Below are 17,440 nucleotides of genomic sequence, written 5' to 3'. Positions count from 1 at the left end.
AAGCGTTTAAATGCTCTGCATAGCTGGAATGCTTGGATTGTGCTGCTTCTGACGGTGACAGGGATAGTGCTCAGTATTGGTGCGATCCGCGGGGACCTTGGTGCATTTCGTGTGACGCTGAAGCAGCTCCACATTTATTTGGGGCTAGCCTCTGTGTTGCTCATGGTTCTGTACGCGCCAATGATCCGCAAGCATTGGCGCCAGATTCGCGCGCGCCGCAACCAACGCGCGAATTTGGTGTTCGTGCTCGCGCTACTGATCGGCTGGGCCGCATCAGGCGTGATCCTGTGGCAATTCCGGCACATGCCACCAGGCTTGAACAACGCGGCACTCCTCGTGCATGACCTGCTCACCTGGGTCGGAGTGCCGTATGCCGTGTACCACGCCATCTCGCGCAGCCGATGGCTCAAGCGCCAACAGCGGCTCGAACAAGCCGCTGCCAGCAGGCCGCCTGCCGCCGCGAGCGTCGCAGCGGCAGACATAGCCCCGGTGGCGTCCGAACACGCCACCGCAGGGCGCACAGCAGCGCAAGCGGTCATCGACGCGCTGAAGGAATTGCCGATCACACGCGCCTCCTTCCTGCGACTCGTCGCAGGGGTGCTGCTCGTGATCGCGGTCGGCCCCGCCTTTTATCGCTGGATAAAAGGCGCCTTCGATACCGGCGGGTCGTCGACCGCCGAGTATGTGGCCAACGACGGCAACCGCATGTTGCCGCCGCCAGCGCCATTGCCGGACTCCGCCGCTGTTGTAGGCGGAGGGGCCAAAGGGAATTTCCGCATCTACACGGTTACGGAAATTCCAACGTTCTCCTCGGACACCTGGAAATTCGCAATTTCAGGTCTCGTGGATAAGCCCAATGCGTGGAACTGGGAACAGTTCCTGCAGATGAAACGCACGGTTCAAGTGAGTGACTTTCACTGTGTGACAGGATGGTCCGTGTACCAATGTACATGGGAAGGCATTCCACTGAAGCAGCTGTTAGCGGCGGCAGGTGTTCAAGCATCGGCAAAATATGTGAAATTTTATTCGGGCGATAAAGTATATACGGATGCACTGTCCTTGAGTCAGGCAAACGGAGATGATATCATGGTCGCCGTATTGATGGACGGTAAACCGATTCCACAGCAACTAGGTGGGCCAGTGCGACTGATTGTGCCTCAGATGTACGCCTATAAATCAGTGAAATGGCTGCAAGGCATCGAGTTAATCGAGAAAGAGCACATGGGGTATTGGGAAGTACGTGGCTATGATAACGATGCTTGGGTAGGCAAATCAAATGCCTAACAGAGGTTCAGAGCTGTTGAAGCGGGCACTGACTTTTCGCTGAAATTTTGGTATAGTAAGGGCAAAAGAATCCTGTTCGGAATGAGGGGCATTTGCCATGCAAATTACATCTATCAATGTGGGGTTACCCCAGAATATAACATATCACTGTAAAGAGCTGACCACGGGGATTTATAAGACACCGATCAGCTCCTCTTTGTTTGTATCCAAGGTGCAAATTGAAGGGGATGGGCAGGCTGATCTAACGGTTCATGGCGGTGTTGATAAAGCCATTTGCGTGTATCCAGAAGAACACTATGCGTACTGGGAAAACTTGCGGGGCTATACATTAGACGCTGCTACCTTTGGTGAAAATCTGACGATTCGCGGCTTGCAGGAGAATGAGGTTTGTATTGGTGATCAATTTGCTATCGACGAGGTTATCGTGCAGGTATCACAGCCTAGGCAGCCTTGTCATAAGCTAGCAAAACGTATGGATTGGCCAGAAGCAACGCTGTACGTTCAGGAAACAGGATATACAGGTTATTACTTTCGCGTACTGAAAGAGGGCTACATTGCACCGGATTCCAAGATGAAACTCATCGCTAGAGATGAAGCGGGTGTGACGGTTGCGTTCGCCAATCAGATTAAGTATCACGATAAGTTCAATATCGATGCGATCAAAAGAGTGCTTTCTGTAGATAGCCTTTCGGCTAGCTGGAAGCAGTCGTTTAGGAAACGATTGTCGGATCTCGAGGCATGATGACGGGGGTTATACTTGCAGGGGGCTTGAATCGCCGCATGGGTGGGAAACACAAAGCGCTTCTACCTGTGCAAGGCGAAGCTATTCTCTTAAGGCAACTGAAAGAAATGTCCAGGGGATGCGAGCAAATTATCGTAGTGACCAATGACATTGAAACTCTTCAGCCGTTGCTGGTTGGGGTTAAAGATATTGACGTACAATGTGTGAGTGACCATTATATCCAAAAGGGTCCGTTAAGCGGCATACACGCTGCCATGAATGTCGCAAGCGCATCGCACGTATGGGTTGTTGGGTGCGACATGCCTTTTATTTCTGCAGATGCAGCTAAGGTAATGGCAGAACTGTGCCGCGCGTCTAATGTGGATGCGGTTATACCCGAGATTGAGGGCCGTCTGCATCCCCTGCATGGGATCTATGCAAGAGAAGTTGGGCCTGAAACCGAACTGCTGCTTGGGCAACAAAACTACCGATTGATGGGGCTGCTAGAGCATTTGGATTGGCAGTCTGTGGATGAGCAGTATTTGGTTCAACGTGGTCTTCGAACGAATTTCGTTACCAATATTAATACCCCAGAAGAATATGAGTCTATGTTAGAAAATCTACCATTATAATTCATTTTTCTAGATGAAATGCTTAATAATCTAGGATTTTGTTAGAAAATATGCCATAATGGACAGAGAGAGAAGGTGAACTCCGATGCCAAAGCTACTGTTGGATCGTTTTGGACGGATGCATGATTACCTGCGCATCTCAGTGACAGATCGTTGTAATTTGCGTTGTGTATATTGTATGCCGGAAGACGGAATGGAATTTGAACCGGATGAGAAGCTGTTAACTTTTGATGAAATAACCGAGATTGTTCGTGTATTAGCTGGACTTGGTGTTCGCAAATTGCGTTTAACCGGGGGAGAGCCGTTGGTTCGTAAAAACCTAGAGCAGTTGATCGGCAGGTTATCACAGATTCCCGGTATTGAAGATATAGCATTGACTACGAATGGGATTTACTTTGCGTCACGGGCTGAGAAGCTTCGTGCAGCAGGGCTAACTCGTGTAAATATTAGTTTGGATTCCTTGAGGGCAGATCGGTTCTCATTAATCACCCGTGGTGGTGATATTCGTCGCGTACTAGCTTCCATTGAAGAAGCATACCGTGTAGGGATTACGCCGATTAAGCTAAATGTAGTGCTGATGAAAGGCATTAATGATGACGAGATTGCTGATTTCTTACAAATGACGATTGATCGACCGATTCAGGTTCGTTTTATTGAATATATGCCTATCGGTCATCAAGATGAGGATTGGAAGAAGCGTTATTTATCCCTTACAACGGTTCTTGATCGCTGCAAGGAGATGGGTTGGGAAGCAACAGCTTCGAACGCGGTTTATGGCAACGGCCCAGCACAGAACTTTCGCATTGAAGGTGCGTTAGGCTCATTCGGGCTCATACATCCAATTAGCGATCACTTCTGTGAAACCTGCAACAGGTTGCGGCTGACAGCAGATGGCAATATTAAGCCATGCTTATACTGGTCGGACGAATTTAATGTGCGAAAATATATTGGGGATGATGCTGCGGTGGAAGATTTGTTCTTCCGAGCGCTGGACATCAAGCCACAAAATCACGAGATGGCACAGGCTTTGATGAATGAAGAGCAGTCGCATACACCAACTATTCGTCGAATGTCACAAATCGGCGGTTAGCTATCGGGCACAGGGAGGCATGGGAAGCAAGTGAGCAGCGAAATGAAGCTTAGGTTTGGCCGTAAAGTGATCTCGGTCGATGAGGCACGAGCCGCACTTTACGAATACGTTAAACCCACAGAGACGGAGACTGTTTCGCTTCCGACATCTTTCGGCAGAATGTTAGCAAAAGATATTTATGCGGATCATGCGGTGCCACATTTTCGCAGATCAGGTGTGGATGGGTATGCGGTGCGTTCCCAGGATATCGCTGCAGCGACTCCGGACAATCCGATTGTGTTAGATGTGATTGAGCGAATTCCAAGCGGTACTATACCTAAGTGTACGGTTCGAGCAGGGAAGGCTGCTCGTATCATGACGGGGGCCCCTATTCCAGATGGTGCGGACACGGTTGTGATGCTGGAAATGACGGATTCCTTGCAGGATGAGTTGCTGTCATTATTGGGTGCCAAGGTGAAGATTAAGAAAAATGTGCAAGCAGCAAGTAATATTACGCCGATCGCTGGTGAAGTTACTCTTGGGGAGTTAGTGATCCCGGAGGGGACTCGGATTGGTCCAGGAGAAGCCGCGATATTAGCGACCTTCGGTTTCTCGATGGTTGAGGTGTACCGAAGGCCAAGAGTGGCTATTTTCTCAACTGGCTCAGAGCTCTTACAAGTCGAACAGGAGCTGCAACCAGGAAAAATACGAAACAGTAACAGTTACATGTTAGCGGCTCAAGTAGAAGCAAACGGTGGAGCAGCCCTCATTATGCCGGCACTCTCGGATGATCCTGGGCAGGTAGAAGCAGCACTTGAAGCCATACTGCCTGATGTCGATCTTATTCTGACTTCAGGCGGCGTCTCTGTTGGTGATTACGATGTGCTCGTCGATGTATTCGGTCGGTTCGATGGGAAGCTATTGTTTAATAAGGTAGCGATGCGGCCAGGTACTCCAACGAGTGCTGCGTTATGGAAAGGCAAGCTGCTCATGGCGCTGTCAGGTAATCCTGGTGCTTCGTTCGTAGGCTTTGAGCTATTCGCTAAGCCGATTATTAGGTCAATGTTAGGGAGTCAGCGTCCCGAGTCGGAAGGGTTAACAGCCTTCTTGGATGTTCCCTACGATAAACCCTCCGCTTATCCGCGTTATATACGAGGGACAACACGAGTGGAAGCAGGGTGTTTATGGGTAAGACCCGCTGGCATTGATAAATCGAGCATCATGGTATCGATCAAAGATGCGGATTGCTTGATTTGGCTGCCAGCCGGGGGACAGGGCTATCAGCGTGGTGATAGCGTGAAGGTGTATACAACGCGATAATGTAATTGAACTTATCCCTTTTGTATGTGAAACATGAGGAACATCAATAACTTATATCTTCACAAGTTTGACGCTAACAAGTAACCGTCTGTCAGGAGGGAAGCTATGGCGTCTTTTTTTTGTATGAATTTAAAGTTGGCTGCGGTGGAAGAGAGGGGGGATTGAGCATGAAGGAAACGCATCTCATGAGTGTTGGACTCGACATCGGAACCTGTACAACGAAGCTTGTTGTAAGTCGGCTTACGTTGGCGGAACGCGGTTCATTATACACTATTTCACGAGATGAAATCACGGAGAGAAAGCTTTTGTATGCGAGTCCGATTTGTCGTACACCGCTGCTTGATCCTATCACGTTAGATGCAGCTCAGCTCACGGAATTTCTTGAAGCCGAGCTTGCTACTGCAGGTGTAGCTCTTGCAGATATTGGCAGCGGAGCCGTCATCATGACGGGCGAAACCGCGACGAAAACGAACGCAGAAGCTCTTTTACATAGACTAGCAGAACAAGCAGGTGCTTTCGTTGTGGCAACAGCGGGGAGTGACTTGGAAGCGATTATGGCCGGTAAAGGTTCAGGGGCCGCTGTGCGTTCACTTACGCGGCATCATACAGTAGCAAACATGGATATTGGGGGCGGTACAGCCAATGTGGCTTGGTTTCGGAACGGAATACCGATTGCGACGGTAACTTTTCATATGGGGGGAAGTGTCATTCGATTGCAAGCTGATGGAACGGTGACTTATGTTTCCTCAGCCATTAAGCGTTGGCTGGATGAGCAGGGCATGTTAATGGTGCCAGGTCAGATCGTTAACATCCATGAGCTTAGAGAGCTGACACGTCGCATGGCACGAGCTGTAGGGCAGTTTGTAGCTGGCAGTCCTGATAAGGCAGGGAACGAACTTCTGCTTCTAGGCCAGCGTCCCAACCAGCTCCCGCATGCAGATGAATGGATGCTTTCTGGTGGTATTGCAGAGCTGCTGTCACGTCCAGCAATTCTGGAGCTAGCGGAGGTCACAACCTATGACGATATCGGTCCCTTACTCGCACAAGTCATTCGGGAGACGTGGACGGAGCTTGGCTTACCGTTGGTGAAGGCAGGACACATGCAGCGGGCCACGGTCATAGGAGCGGGTTTACAGAGTGTGGAGCTCAGCGGATCGACCATTCATGTCGACGCAGATACGCTACCCATACGTAATGTACCGATTGTTACGCTCCACTTACAACAGGAACCAGTTAGGCTAGCTACTGCTTTAAAGGATCTGTTACAACAAGCAAGTCAACTCTACGGAACATCGAATCAGACGCCATTTGGGATTGCACTTATTACCGAACAGGAGCAGTCCTATACCTATAAACACTTGCAAGTGCTTGCGAGCCAATTAATTCCTCAGTTGACTTCCTATTTTACACATCAACATACGATAGTCATGCTTTGCGATCAAGATATGGCGAAAGCACTAGGCCAGTTACTCTCACTCGGATGCCAAGGGAGCCCTCGCATTGTCTGCATCGATGGCATTTCGTTGGATTTCGGAGATTATATTGATCTTGGCGAACTAATTGGGAATCGAACGATTCCAGTAATCGTAAAAACACTGCTTTTTCCAAATGAGACTTCTGAGGTGCGTCTATGAAATTGAAAACGTCCATGAAAGGCCATGTCTACAAATTTGGGAGCTTGAAAGAAGTGTTCGGTAAGGCAAATGAGGAGCGCTCTGGTGATGACTTGGCAGGTGTTAGTGCCTCTCATCTCAAGGAAAGGATTGCTGCAAAGACCGTCCTAGCAGATCTTCTACTCTCTGATATTCGAAATCATCCGCTACTGCCTGCTGAAGAAGATGAGGTATCACGGTTGATTGAGGAAAGTATAGATGAAACTGTCTATGCTTCTATTAGCCAATGGTCAGTTGCAGAGCTGCGCGAATATATCTTGCGGACGGAAACAACGGGAGATGAACTGCTTCGAATTTCGAAGGGACTAACGAGCGAGATAATTGCAGCTGTTGCCAAAATCATGACGAATCTGGATCTCATTCAAGCTGCGTCGCGTATTGAAGTGCGGTCAAGGTGTAACACGGAGATCGGACATAGAGGTACATTGAGCAGTCGAGCACAGCCCAATCATCCGACCGATTCCTTGGAAGGCATGAAAGCTTCGCTATACGAGGCACTGAGCTATGGGATTGGGGATGCGGTTATTGGGATAAATCCCGTAACGGACCATCCGCAGACGACCAAAGCGCTGCTAGAAGCTGCGAAGGAAGTCATGGAGACGTGGCGCATCCCAACGCAGAACTGTGTCTTAGCTCATGTGACGACACAGATGGAAGCGATCAAGCAGGGGGCAAGGGCTGATCTTATTTTCCAGAGCTTAGCGGGTACGGAGAAAGGCAATCGCGCTTTTGGCATTCACAAGTCGCTTCTGGATGAAGCGGATGCTTTGATTCATAGCATGGGCAGTGCAGCGGGGCCGAATAGGTGGTATTTTGAAACAGGGCAGGGTTCGGAGCTATCTTCGGAAGCGCATCATGGTATAGATCAAGTGACGTTGGAAGCGAGATGCTACGGTTTAGCTAGAATTTACAAGCCATTTTTGGTTAACACGGTGGTAGGCTTTATCGGTCCGGAGTACTTGTACAATAGTAAGCAAGTTATACGTGCAGGCATTGAGGATCATTTTATGGGCAAAATGCATGGTCTCCCGATGGGGGTTGATGTGTGCTATACCAATCATATGAATGCCGATCAAAATGATATGGATTCCTTAGCGGTCATGCTGGCTTCTGCTCGAGTGAACTTCCTTATTGGCGTACCTATGGCGGATGACTGCATGCTCAATTATCAATCGCTCAGCTACCACGATATTGCAACTTTACGTGAGTTGTTTGGACGCACGCCAGCACCTGAATTTCGAGATTGGCTGCAGGACATGGGCCTATGGTTGAACGGTACGCTAAGTCCTTTAGCTGGTGATCCTAGGCTATTCGTGCAAGGAGGTGGGAAGCGTGGATGAATTGGCTCGGATGAAAGCACTAACTCCGGCACGCATTGGCGTTTCTAGATCAGGCACACGTCCCTTAACAAGCGAGTTACTTACTTTTCGATGGGATCATGCTAGCAGCGTGGATGCCGTGCAAAGTGAGGTGAGTTCATCTCTCTTAGCAGAAATGGGGTGGCTCATCGCCGATTCTCGTGCAGAAACCAAGGATATGTATTTGAAACGTCCACAGCTCGGGAGAGTATTGAAACCGGATAGCATGCAGGAGCTGCTTGCGAAATGTCAACAAGCACCGCAGGTGCAAATCGTGGTATCCGATGGATTAAGCGCAAATAGTATCGAAGCGAATATGCGTGACTTGTATCCTGCCCTGCTGGATTCCTTACGACTGCGAGGCTTATCGGCGGGAACGACGATTTATGTCAATAGAGGAAGGGTTGGCTGTATGGATGCCATCGGGGATCTACTGAATCCGGAATGTCTTGTGCTGCTTATCGGTGAGCGACCTGGTCTTGTGACAGCTGAGTCGTTAAGTGCGTACATGTGTTACAAGCCAAGAACGGGGAGAACGGATTCGGATCGGATGGTTATTTCGAACATTCATCGCGGTGGAACGCCTGCCATGGAAGCGGGTGCGTATATTGGGGGAATGTTGGAAGAAATCCTGAAGCAGCAAACGAGTGGCATCGATTTCAAATGAAAAAGCCCGCTCGCGAATGCTTCAAGAAGAGAAGCTTTCGCGAGCGGGGCTATTTTCTCAGGTGGGAAATAGTCCTAGTAGAAAGTAGCAAGAATGATAACCAACAATACATAAAGAACAAGAACTAGCCCTACGGAATTTCCGTATCCTGGCGTTCCACCAACTACAGCTGACATAGTATCCCCTCCGGTTTTGTAATAATGTGGGTTAAACACTATACAGCATATGTAGGTGGGAACCCTGTTGATTGGACATATGCCCTTATTGGGTGGAACATTCACCTACAAAAAAAGCTGCACATGAGTATGTTCTCATGGCAGCTTTCTTCTAATTTAATTAGGTATTTGATACACTTTAATCTTCTGGAAGCCAAAGCTTTGTAATGATTTCCTTGAGCCTGGAATAAAGATGTCCATTCGATTTCCTTTAATGGATCCGCCCGTATCAGTTGCGTAGACGTACATGCCGCCTTTGGGAAGTCCGCTAAACGAATAGCCTTCAATATAAAGCTTCGTACCAAGTGGAATGACGGAAGGATCAACAGCTACTGTGCCGATCGCTAGTGGATTGCCCATGTAATCAATGGCTCCATACCCGCCATTTTCAGAAGGATCTGCCGAATAAGCTGTAGATTCAAATACTTGATAATCAGGTGCATGGTGCGCGCCATCTTTACTTAAGATAGCTAGATTACTGCTTGCATCCCACTGTACAGGTATGCCTGCGGCTGTGGAAAGGAAGCGAAGAGGCACATACACACGTCCATTTTGATACTGAGAAGCTCCGTCTAAGATAACCGTTGCATCATCAACGCTTGCTTCTTTTTGCCCTGAAACCAAGGTAATCGTATGATTGTCGTTATTTAGTGTAACCTTAATCTGATTACCATCTTTCTGCCAGTTTACCGTATATCCGAGCTTCTCCGTTACGAATCGAAGCGGGACTTGGGTCGTGTGGTTGCCATCCAGAAATGGCTGTGCATCAGGAAAATGGATCAGGTCATCATTGACTTGCACTTTCACGGCCATTTCAGCAGCTTGAGCGGGCGCTGTAAATGGGGAAAGAAAGCCTCCTGCCAAAACTGTTAATGAAACAGCAAGGCTAGTTAACCCTTTGGTAAGCTTATTCAATTGGTAATCCTCCTTCTTGAGCCTTCGAGGTTAGTTGACGGGTTCGGGAAGAAGGTTCTCCCTAGTCTGCTCCAAGCTGAAGCAAATATTCACCCCAAGTATTTCGTCCCCCGTACTAGTGCCTAATTTATGCGCTAGACTCGGCTTCAAATATTTTAGCATTACTGGCATGCTTGGACAACGACCAATATATGGGTGTGACCGTTCATACTAGACTTAGGTCTAGGTTCGAAAACAGTCGATAGTCGGTTTTAGAACCTCAGAAATTGAGCTACCATAAGAGTATGATGATGGATGAGGGGCGAGTGAACATGAACAATAATAAGAATCGGGAAATTGATCCTACTAATATATTTGATCGTATTGGCAAAATGGCTGAAACCGTCTGGCAGGAGACCATCGGCAAAACGAATCCAGGCGCTTATGAAGGCAGCCAGATAGCTCAGCTTGAGGAGCGCTACGAGGACGCGTTGCAGGCAACGATTGCCTTACGGAGTAACATCGCGCGAGCGGAAGAGATGGCGAAGCTGCGCGGCGAGCAGGCTGAGCTTGCGATGCGTGCTGGCGAAGAGGATCTCGCGCGGCTTGCCCTGCAAGAGAAGCTGCGCGAGGAAGCCGCGAGCGAGCACTACCGCGCGCAGTACGCGAGCAGCCAGGACTTGTGCCTGGCGCTCGCAGAGGAACTGCGCGGGCTGCGTACGGGGCACGCAGCGGAGGATGTGCAGCCGCGCGGCGGGCTGCACGGTAAAGAGGCTCGCGACACGTGGCGCGAGCTGGAGGTCACCGGCCGCGAACTCGGCCGGGAGGCGTTGCAGGGGCTCCGCGTGGCGGGCCGCCTGTCAAAGGAGACGCTGAAGGAAGCCGGCGGCAACCTTCAGCATGAACTGCGCGCGCTGCGCAGCAAGCTGCAGCACGAGTGGCAGCAGGAGCAGCGTTCTCGCGGTGAGAGAGATCCGCGCGACAGCAAATAGTCCTGGACGGTGACCTCCACGAAAGCAAACCCTTGATCTATAAGGATTTGCATCTTGGAGGTCGTCCATTCTTATGGTATGCTAGGAATCGTATGAACGAAAGAGAAATGGCAGCCAGAGGAGGTGCATCGATGGGAGAGGAAACGAAAAATAACCGCAGCCGGAATACAGCGCTTGTGCTGATTGGAGCCGGTGTTTTTTTGCTTCTGGAACATACCATAGGCTTTTTTCCCGTTATGGCCGTAATCCTTATTTTGCTGGGCATTCATCGTGTTCGTTCACGCAAAGAGCGCAAGGGTTATGTGCTGATGGGGATAGGTGCCGTCATTTTATTCGGTGATCATCTCACCATTGTCATTTCGGTAGTGTTGATTTCATTAGGTTTGTTTTTCATTCGATCCAAGCAGGTTCATAAAGACGATACGTATACCCAAAAGCAAAAGATTGTCGATAGCGTTCGCCTAGGCCGAGAGCCATGGATTCAACGGAATACCTCGACGTGGTACTTGGTGGGGGAAACGTATATGGATCTTTCTATGGCTATTCTAGAACAGAAAGAAACGACAGTTATCCTACAGGGTGTTGTAGGAGATATTGATATAAAGGTGCCAGACGATATCGGCGTTTCCGTTACAGCTTCCGTCATGCTAGGTCAGCTTCAAATCGCGGAAGAAAAAGAGTCAGGTGTGATGAACAAGGTTGTTTGGCAATCGCAGAATTATGGGCATTGCGACCATCGGGTGAAACTCATTCTTTCTTTCATCGTAGGAGATATCAAGGTCAAAGTATTGTAACTTTCTTTAGGGGGTTCTTCACCAAGTGGACGGCTACAAACGACGATTAACGAACATGATCTGGCGCAGCATGGGGGAAGCCATCCTTTTTAGCTTCGCCGTTTTCGGAGCTATGCTGTATTTTCTGAATTCAAGACATTTGATCGAGCCATTTACCAGCTGGCAGCAGGGTGTCAAGTTCTCGTTCTTGGCCTTATTGATTCTGGCTGTCATTGGTGCGGTTTTCGGTTACTGGAACAGTTCTAAGGTGACACGCAGGCTGGAGCCGATGATGGAGACGATGATTCTATTAGAAAAAGGGACATTTGCCCGAGAAGGCTTTCAAAACGGGGATGATGATGAGATTGGCCGTTTAGGCGAACAACTCAGCCGTATTATGAAGCGATGGGAAGAGCAAGTGACCTCCCTTCAACGACTGTCGAATAGTAATGCTGAGCTTACCGAGAAAGCCAAGCTTTCGGCGGTTATTGAAGAGCGTCAGCGCTTGGCGCGCGAGCTGCATGATGCGGTAAGTCAGCAATTGTTTGCTATATCTATGACAGCTACGGCTGTTGGACGTACACTGGATAAAGATTTTGAGAAAGCGAAGCGACAGATTCATCTGATTGAAGAGATGGCTTCCGTCGCTCAATCCGAAATGAGAGCCTTGTTGCTGCATCTGAGGCCGATCCATCTCGAAGGAAAACGACTGTCGGAGGGACTCGTTGAGCTCTTAAAGGAGCTAGCGGCCAAGGTTCCGATGGTGATCAGCTGGGATATGGATGAGGAAATCCGCTTAAACAAGGGGATCGAGGATCATTTATTTCGAATTGTGCAAGAGGCGCTTTCGAATGCCCTGCGTCACTCTAAGGCGAATAAGCTGGAAGTGAAGCTGCTACATCGTTCAGACGGTATCCGATTAGTGATCCGCGATGATGGTGTTGGTTTTGAGCTGGATGCGAAGAAGCTAACTTCTTATGGCATCGTGTCTATGAAGGAACGTGTGAACGAAATCGGTGGGTCGGTGGATATTATTACAGCACCAGACCGAGGGACACGTATTGAGATTCGAGTACCAATCTTAGCAACCGATCCTCAATTGATCGAGAATTAACATCGTACATAGAGAGGAAGAAGCGAATTGGACGACACCTTAATCAAAGTACTACTAGTCGATGATCATGAGATGGTCAGAATTGGACTTGCAGCTGTTCTAGGGACGGAAGATGGGATTGAGGTCGTTGGCGAAGCGAGCAATGGCCACGATGGCATTCGTTTAGCTCAAGAATATCGTCCTGATGTGGTGCTGATGGACCTTGTTATGGAAGGTATGGATGGCATCGAAACGACAAGAAAATTACTGCAACTATATCCTGATTGTAAAGTCATTGTATTGACTAGCTTCTTAGATGATGAGAAAATGTATCCAGTTATTGAAGCGGGTGCCTTTAGCTATTTATTGAAAACCTCGCGTGCCTCCGAAATCGCGCAAGCGATTAGAGCCGCGGCCAAAGGACAATCGATTCTGGAGTCGCAGGTGGCTTCGAAAATCATGAATCGCTTCCGTCAACCAAAGCCGGTTGCGGAGCCCCATGAGGAACTAACGGACCGCGAGATGGAAGTACTTCGCTTGATTGCGAAAGGCAAATCGAATCAAGAGTTGGCTGATGATTTATTCATCGGTGTGAAGACGGTGAAATTCCACGTCACCAACGTTCTATCCAAGCTTGGCGTAGAAGATCGCACGCAAGCGGCGATTTATGCCTTTAAGCACGGACTGGCGGAATAAGGCAAGGGAGCGATAAATGTGAATGTAGTCAAACAGATTTGGAGCTGGTTTGGTTCCATTGCAATTTCCTTTGTATTAGTCGTCTTTTTAGGTGTTTTTGTGTTTCAATCTACGAGAGTTAGCGGTCATTCGATGGATCCGACATTGCATGATAGTCAACGCGTGTATGTTTCGAAGCTTTCGCATACGTTTCACTACGAACCCAATTATGAAGATATTGTCATTATCGACTCTAGGGTTGAGATGAAGCGGACTTTTAAAAATGATTTATTGGACAGCCCATTGCTTAGCTTATTTGTTCGAGGCGATGATAAGCATGTATGGATCAAACGTGTGATCGGTAAGCCAGGGGATCAGCTTGAGCTGAAGGATAATCAGATGTACCGCAACGGTGAACTGCTGAACGAGTCTTACATCAATGAGGAAATGAGAGCGAACGGGAACAAAAAGTGGACCGTTCCAGCTGATCATATTTTCGTGATGGGGGATAATCGGAACAATAGCATGGATAGTCGCGTCATTGGCTACATTCCTATTGATCATGTGCTAGGTAAAAAGCTATTTTAAATGGAAAAGGCTGTATCCCCCGTAGATGATTCTACTTGGGGATACAGCCTTTTTGTTCCTCACATCTTCGCATCCAGCAATATCCCACGCATCGGAACCGGCAAATACGCCTCAAGCTGAGACTGATACTGCCCAAATGGCTTAAGTGGCGATGCGGAGAGTTGAAACAACGAGACGGAAGGCAGCTGCTGCAGACGATCAATACGGCTTACTAACGAGCTTGCGAAGTTGGTGAGATCAAGCAAGCTTTTAGGATGAATGCCACCAGGTTGATTAAGTTGCTTCTCTAATACTTCAGGTTGTAGCATCAACTTGCCATTATCACTCTTGGTGATGCCAAGATCGTGCAATGTGCCCGACTTTGCTGCCCTTTCCAGACTTTGAAGCAGGGCATGACTCACGTAGTCAGGTGAATCCCCTAGCTGATCTTGCAACTCATTATATGTATGAATAAACGTTTGAAGGTTCTGGGTGATATCGGCTTGCAACTCTTTCGTCGGGGCGTACGCAGTCGTGTTGACGAGCGTCTGAGCGGATTGCTTGACGGTTTCCGTAGATTGAACTAAGCCAGCAACGTCTTTGGCAGCCCTCTGTGCGAACTGCTTGTAGGCGAGTTGCTCATAAGGTAAATCCAACATTCGTCGTATGGTATTCGATTTACCACCGGTGACTGCACTTACAGCGCCAACACGGTAATAATCTTTATGAGTTTGATACCTGTTCACCGCCATGACGGATGGATAAGCATTGATCATTACGATCACCTCATTTCGTATACGTTAAGTATATCACCCCAGTAGACTGGGGTAAATTGGTACTTGTGGGGTCAATTACAGGTTTACCAACATAAGATAGCATTATTGCTTCTTGTGGAGGCGGTGCCATGTGATACGCAAACGGTTGGCTACCATTGACGACCCCGCTATATATCGATTAGTTGTTGAACAATTAGTTCCTTTTTCCAGAATGTATGATTCAGGTAATTCTGTGACATACTCAGAGATCCGTAAGCGACTGAACGCCAATAAAACGTTCGTCATCGCCAAAGGGTACAAACGGCCTTACGGCTTCATTTCCGTCATACGTAAATCGAGTAAGCTCTTCATAGATATGCTGGCTGTTGATCCGCGTGAGCAGGGCAAAGGCATTGGACATACACTTATGAAAGCTGCAGAAGACTACGGTCTTAGTGAACGTTGCCATACGGTGGAGCTATTTGTTGATGACAGCAATCCGAAGGCAATACGATTTTATAGTAAAAGAGGGTATGAGATTGATTCTTATGTACCTGATCTTAGCTGTTACCGTATGAATAAAAAGTTGAAACGTTGAGGAAAGGGCTGTAGATGAAGTATACATCCACAGCCTTAATTTCCGTCACTCACTAAACATGGCGGCAATATAGTCGATTTGAATATCTACTGGACCCGTGGGTCTAACCGGTGGCCCTCCAAAACGGATGAGACCGAAGGAAGACAGCTGATCTTCTGTTGATGGCTGAGTCGGTGCAACAGGTTGAGCTTGCTTCTTTTTCCCCTTTTTGTTAAGCGTGGGCTTGGTACTTTTGGAAGAGGACTTCGTGTTCGCTTGTTGATTGTCATTTAGGATGAGCTTGTTTTTCTCTACGCGACTGACGATTCCATATATCTCAGAGCCATTCGTTAAGAAGACAAGAACAGGTTTTCCGACAAGATTTTTGCAACTTTTTTCGGTGATTGGATGAAAGGGTTGCATGACTAAGGGCACCTCCGTATTCGTATGTACTGTTAGCCTATGCCACGAATAATGTAACGGTATAGACGGATGTCTATTTTCTTATAAGAAAATGTTATGGGTTAAAGTGACTATATAAGTTGAATAGCTTGACAATTTTAGGTATGCTAAGCATATTAACTAATTCTAATAGAGAAAGAATGATGCATAGATGAGTGGAGCTGTGTTTTATATTTTCGGAGCAACGGGTGATTTAGCGAAAAGAAAACTGTTTCCAGCCTTTTATAGCCTTTATCGTGAAGGCAAGCTGGGAGATAACTTTGCTGTAGTTGGTCTGGCTCGCAGACCCCGTACGAATGAGCAATTCCGTGAAGACGTGAAAAATTCGATTCAAGAATTCGCTCGTTACAAAAATACGGATGCTGCAGAATGGGAGAAATTCGCCCAAAGATTCGAGTACATGTCACTCGACATTAACAATGTTGCAGGTTTCCATGAACTGAATACACTGACAGCGAAATTGGATGAGAAATATCAAACGGGCGGTAACCGTCTGTTCTATTTGGCGCTTGCGCCTGAGTTGTTCGGTAATGTGTCGTACAATTTAAGTGAAGGCGGCTTGCTCCAAACGGAGGGTTGGCATCGCTTGGTTATTGAAAAACCATTCGGCTACGATTTGCCGTCTGCGGAGCGTTTGAATGGACAACTTCGTCAAGTGTTCGAAGAGAAGGATATTTACCGTATCGATCATTACTTGGGAAAAGAAATGGTCCAAAACATCGAGTTCGTTCGTTTCGCGAATGCTTTCTTCGAGCCTCTTTGGAATAATAAATACATAGCGAACATCCAGATCACGCTCAGTGAGACTGTGGGTGTAGAAGAGCGCGGTGGCTACTACGACCACTCCGGTGCTCTTCGCGATATGGGTCAAAATCACATGCTGCAAATGCTGATGATGATGGCGATGGAACCACCTAGCCGTCTACATCCGGAGGATATCCGTGATGAGAAGGTGAAGGTACTCCGTTCACTCCGTTTGTTCGAAGACGGGGATGATGTCCGTGCGAACGTGGTTCGCGGTCAATATGCCAGCGGTTCTGCCAAAGGCAAAGCACTTCCTGCATACCGTGAAGAGGATTCTGTGAATCCGCAATCGACGACAGAAACTTATTTTGCAGCACGTGTTCATGTGGATAATTTCCGCTGGGCGGGTGTGCCATTCTATATTCGTACTGGAAAACGACTACCGGTCAAAACGACTGAGGTCGTTGTCGAATTCAAGAACATTCCAAACAATGTCTATTTGGCTAAAAAGCATGAGCTTGAGCCGAATCTGCTCGTATTCCGAGTGAATCCGATGGAAGGCATCTATTTGAAAATGAACGCGAAACAACCTGGTTCAGAAGGTGTAATCGTACCAGTTGCGATGGACTTCTGCCAAAGCTGTCAAATCGGCATCAATACGCCAGAAGCATACGAGCGCTTGCTGTATGATGCAACTCGCGGAGATTCCACTTACTTTACACGTTGGGATGAAGTGGCGCTTGCATGGTCTTATGTGGATCGCATCGCTGCTGCATGGGGCGAACAGACAGATGACCTTAAGCACTATCCAGCTGGCTCATGGGGGCCTGCAGAAGCAGCGAAGCTCCTGAGTGACGATGGATTCAAGTGGTGGCCGATTAATGGCCAGAATGAAGGGGAAGTCGATTGGGAAGCTGTTCAGAAAACAACTGTATTGGCGTAAAATAGGGAGTTTATCCAACAGGCGAC

General features: G+C 48.1%; 19 protein-coding genes and 1 riboswitch. Of the genes, 15 read left to right on the top strand and 4 right to left on the bottom strand.

The window, feature by feature from the left end:
- Nucleotides 1-489 precede the first annotated feature (489 nt).
- The 8 genes from L6I86_RS35805 to eutC all read left to right on the top strand — a co-directional run bounded on the left by L6I86_RS35805 (nucleotide 490) and on the right by eutC (nucleotide 8,724).
- Nucleotides 490-1,284 carry a molybdopterin-dependent oxidoreductase gene (locus L6I86_RS35805; RefSeq protein WP_338113420.1) on the top strand — a complete coding sequence of 265 codons (795 nt, stop codon included), beginning with the start codon at nucleotides 490-492 and terminating at the stop codon, nucleotides 1,282-1,284.
- 97 nt (nucleotides 1,285-1,381) lie between these two features.
- Complete coding sequence (locus L6I86_RS17245; RefSeq protein ID WP_236289036.1) at nucleotides 1,382-2,026, top strand: MOSC domain-containing protein; 645 nt, start codon at nucleotides 1,382-1,384, stop codon at nucleotides 2,024-2,026.
- Complete coding sequence (gene mobA, locus L6I86_RS17240) at nucleotides 2,023-2,637, top strand: molybdenum cofactor guanylyltransferase (protein ID WP_236289034.1); 615 nt, start codon at nucleotides 2,023-2,025, stop codon at nucleotides 2,635-2,637. The genes L6I86_RS17245 and mobA overlap by 4 nt, the downstream gene beginning before the upstream one ends.
- Nucleotides 2,638-2,722: 85 nt before the next feature.
- Nucleotides 2,723-3,727: a GTP 3',8-cyclase MoaA gene (gene moaA / locus L6I86_RS17235; RefSeq protein ID WP_056618844.1), complete on the top strand. Its 1,005-nt coding sequence runs from the start codon at nucleotides 2,723-2,725 to the stop codon at nucleotides 3,725-3,727.
- Nucleotides 3,728-3,757: 30 nt separating this feature from the next.
- On the top strand, nucleotides 3,758-5,026 hold the full coding sequence (locus tag L6I86_RS17230; protein WP_236289032.1) for a molybdopterin molybdotransferase MoeA: 1,269 nt from the start codon (nucleotides 3,758-3,760) through the stop codon (nucleotides 5,024-5,026).
- A gap of 167 nt (nucleotides 5,027-5,193) precedes the next feature.
- Complete coding sequence (locus L6I86_RS17225; RefSeq protein ID WP_236289030.1) at nucleotides 5,194-6,660, top strand: ethanolamine ammonia-lyase reactivating factor EutA; 1,467 nt, start codon at nucleotides 5,194-5,196, stop codon at nucleotides 6,658-6,660.
- The gene (locus tag L6I86_RS17220; protein ID WP_236289028.1) at nucleotides 6,657-8,039 is read left to right on the top strand and encodes an ethanolamine ammonia-lyase subunit EutB; all 1,383 of its coding nucleotides are present in this window, start codon (nucleotides 6,657-6,659) and stop codon (nucleotides 8,037-8,039) included. Before L6I86_RS17225 ends, L6I86_RS17220 begins: the two co-directional genes overlap by 4 nt.
- Nucleotides 8,032-8,724, top strand: coding sequence for an ethanolamine ammonia-lyase subunit EutC (gene eutC, locus L6I86_RS17215; protein WP_236289026.1), 693 nt, complete (start codon nucleotides 8,032-8,034; stop codon nucleotides 8,722-8,724). The genes L6I86_RS17220 and eutC overlap by 8 nt, the downstream gene beginning before the upstream one ends.
- Nucleotides 8,725-8,798: 74 nt before the next feature.
- Here eutC and L6I86_RS17210 read toward each other — a convergent pair whose 3' ends face one another.
- Both L6I86_RS17210 and L6I86_RS35680 read right to left on the bottom strand, forming a co-directional pair.
- Nucleotides 8,799-8,900: a sporulation protein YjcZ gene (locus tag L6I86_RS17210; protein ID WP_236289024.1), complete on the bottom strand. Its 102-nt coding sequence runs from the start codon at nucleotides 8,898-8,900 to the stop codon at nucleotides 8,799-8,801.
- Between the two features lie 156 nt (nucleotides 8,901-9,056).
- Entirely contained in the window at nucleotides 9,057-9,854 is a 798-nt protein-coding gene (locus tag L6I86_RS35680) for a stalk domain-containing protein (RefSeq protein WP_276574868.1), read from the bottom strand.
- Nucleotides 9,855-9,858: 4 nt separating this feature from the next.
- A riboswitch (cyclic di-AMP (ydaO/yuaA leader) is annotated at nucleotides 9,859-10,010 on the bottom strand.
- Nucleotides 10,011-10,165: 155 nt separating this feature from the next.
- Between L6I86_RS35680 and L6I86_RS17195 the strand changes: the two genes are divergently transcribed.
- From L6I86_RS17195 to lepB, 5 genes are all read left to right on the top strand, one after another.
- Complete coding sequence (locus L6I86_RS17195; RefSeq protein WP_236289022.1) at nucleotides 10,166-10,825, top strand: PspA/IM30 family protein; 660 nt, start codon at nucleotides 10,166-10,168, stop codon at nucleotides 10,823-10,825.
- 131 nt (nucleotides 10,826-10,956) lie between these two features.
- Nucleotides 10,957-11,619 carry a cell wall-active antibiotics response protein LiaF gene (liaF, locus tag L6I86_RS17190; protein ID WP_236289020.1) on the top strand — a complete coding sequence of 221 codons (663 nt, stop codon included), beginning with the start codon at nucleotides 10,957-10,959 and terminating at the stop codon, nucleotides 11,617-11,619.
- 25 nt (nucleotides 11,620-11,644) lie between these two features.
- Entirely contained in the window at nucleotides 11,645-12,712 is a 1,068-nt protein-coding gene (locus L6I86_RS17185; RefSeq protein WP_236289018.1) for a sensor histidine kinase, read from the top strand.
- A 27-nt stretch (nucleotides 12,713-12,739) separates the two neighbouring features.
- Nucleotides 12,740-13,387, top strand: a complete 648-nt coding sequence (locus L6I86_RS17180; RefSeq protein WP_056618875.1) for a response regulator transcription factor — start codon at nucleotides 12,740-12,742, stop codon at nucleotides 13,385-13,387.
- An 18-nt stretch (nucleotides 13,388-13,405) separates the two neighbouring features.
- Nucleotides 13,406-13,954: a signal peptidase I gene (lepB, locus tag L6I86_RS17175; protein WP_171629274.1), complete on the top strand. Its 549-nt coding sequence runs from the start codon at nucleotides 13,406-13,408 to the stop codon at nucleotides 13,952-13,954.
- Nucleotides 13,955-14,013: 59 nt separating this feature from the next.
- Here the strand turns inward: lepB and L6I86_RS17170 are convergent, their stop codons facing one another.
- Nucleotides 14,014-14,709 carry a hypothetical protein gene (locus L6I86_RS17170; protein WP_236289016.1) on the bottom strand — a complete coding sequence of 232 codons (696 nt, stop codon included), beginning with the start codon at nucleotides 14,707-14,709 and terminating at the stop codon, nucleotides 14,014-14,016.
- A gap of 130 nt (nucleotides 14,710-14,839) precedes the next feature.
- Between L6I86_RS17170 and L6I86_RS17165 the strand changes: the two genes are divergently transcribed.
- Nucleotides 14,840-15,286 carry a GNAT family N-acetyltransferase gene (locus L6I86_RS17165; RefSeq protein WP_056618891.1) on the top strand — a complete coding sequence of 149 codons (447 nt, stop codon included), beginning with the start codon at nucleotides 14,840-14,842 and terminating at the stop codon, nucleotides 15,284-15,286.
- A gap of 45 nt (nucleotides 15,287-15,331) precedes the next feature.
- Here the strand turns inward: L6I86_RS17165 and L6I86_RS17160 are convergent, their stop codons facing one another.
- Nucleotides 15,332-15,688 (bottom strand): hypothetical protein, encoded by a 357-nt coding sequence (locus L6I86_RS17160; RefSeq protein WP_236289013.1) that lies wholly within the window; start codon nucleotides 15,686-15,688, stop codon nucleotides 15,332-15,334.
- A gap of 190 nt (nucleotides 15,689-15,878) precedes the next feature.
- On the opposite strand from L6I86_RS17160, the gene zwf reads away from it, so the two are divergent.
- A complete protein-coding gene (zwf, locus tag L6I86_RS17155) occupies nucleotides 15,879-17,414 on the top strand; it encodes a glucose-6-phosphate dehydrogenase (RefSeq protein WP_056618898.1) in 1,536 nt (511 codons plus the stop codon).
- The last annotated feature ends 26 nt before the right edge of the window (nucleotides 17,415-17,440 follow it).

It is taken from the genome of Paenibacillus allorhizoplanae (assembly GCF_927798215.1).
In the GTDB taxonomy this organism is placed as follows: domain Bacteria; phylum Bacillota; class Bacilli; order Paenibacillales; family NBRC-103111; genus Paenibacillus_E; species Paenibacillus_E allorhizoplanae.
This window is presented reverse-complemented; position numbering and strand designations above follow the sequence as displayed.

Excerpts from the sequence above, each read along its gene's own strand:
- L6I86_RS17210 (WP_236289024.1), bottom strand. The coding sequence starts at position 8,900 with ATGTCAGCTGTAGTTGGTGGAACGCCAGGATACGGAAATTCCGTAGGG.
- L6I86_RS17225 (WP_236289030.1), top strand. The coding sequence starts at position 5,194 with ATGAAGGAAACGCATCTCATGAGTGTTGGACTCGACATCGGAACCTGT.
- moaA (WP_056618844.1), top strand. The coding sequence starts at position 2,723 with ATGCCAAAGCTACTGTTGGATCGTTTTGGACGGATGCATGATTACCTG.
- L6I86_RS17195 (WP_236289022.1), top strand. The coding sequence starts at position 10,166 with ATGAACAATAATAAGAATCGGGAAATTGATCCTACTAATATATTTGAT.
- liaF (WP_236289020.1), top strand. The coding sequence starts at position 10,957 with ATGGGAGAGGAAACGAAAAATAACCGCAGCCGGAATACAGCGCTTGTG.
- L6I86_RS17170 (WP_236289016.1), bottom strand. The coding sequence starts at position 14,709 with ATGATCAATGCTTATCCATCCGTCATGGCGGTGAACAGGTATCAAACT.
- zwf (WP_056618898.1), top strand. The coding sequence starts at position 15,879 with ATGAGTGGAGCTGTGTTTTATATTTTCGGAGCAACGGGTGATTTAGCG.
- L6I86_RS17160 (WP_236289013.1), bottom strand. The coding sequence starts at position 15,688 with ATGCAACCCTTTCATCCAATCACCGAAAAAAGTTGCAAAAATCTTGTC.
- L6I86_RS17220 (WP_236289028.1), top strand. The coding sequence starts at position 6,657 with ATGAAATTGAAAACGTCCATGAAAGGCCATGTCTACAAATTTGGGAGC.
- L6I86_RS17245 (WP_236289036.1), top strand. The coding sequence starts at position 1,382 with ATGCAAATTACATCTATCAATGTGGGGTTACCCCAGAATATAACATAT.
- mobA (WP_236289034.1), top strand. The coding sequence starts at position 2,023 with ATGATGACGGGGGTTATACTTGCAGGGGGCTTGAATCGCCGCATGGGT.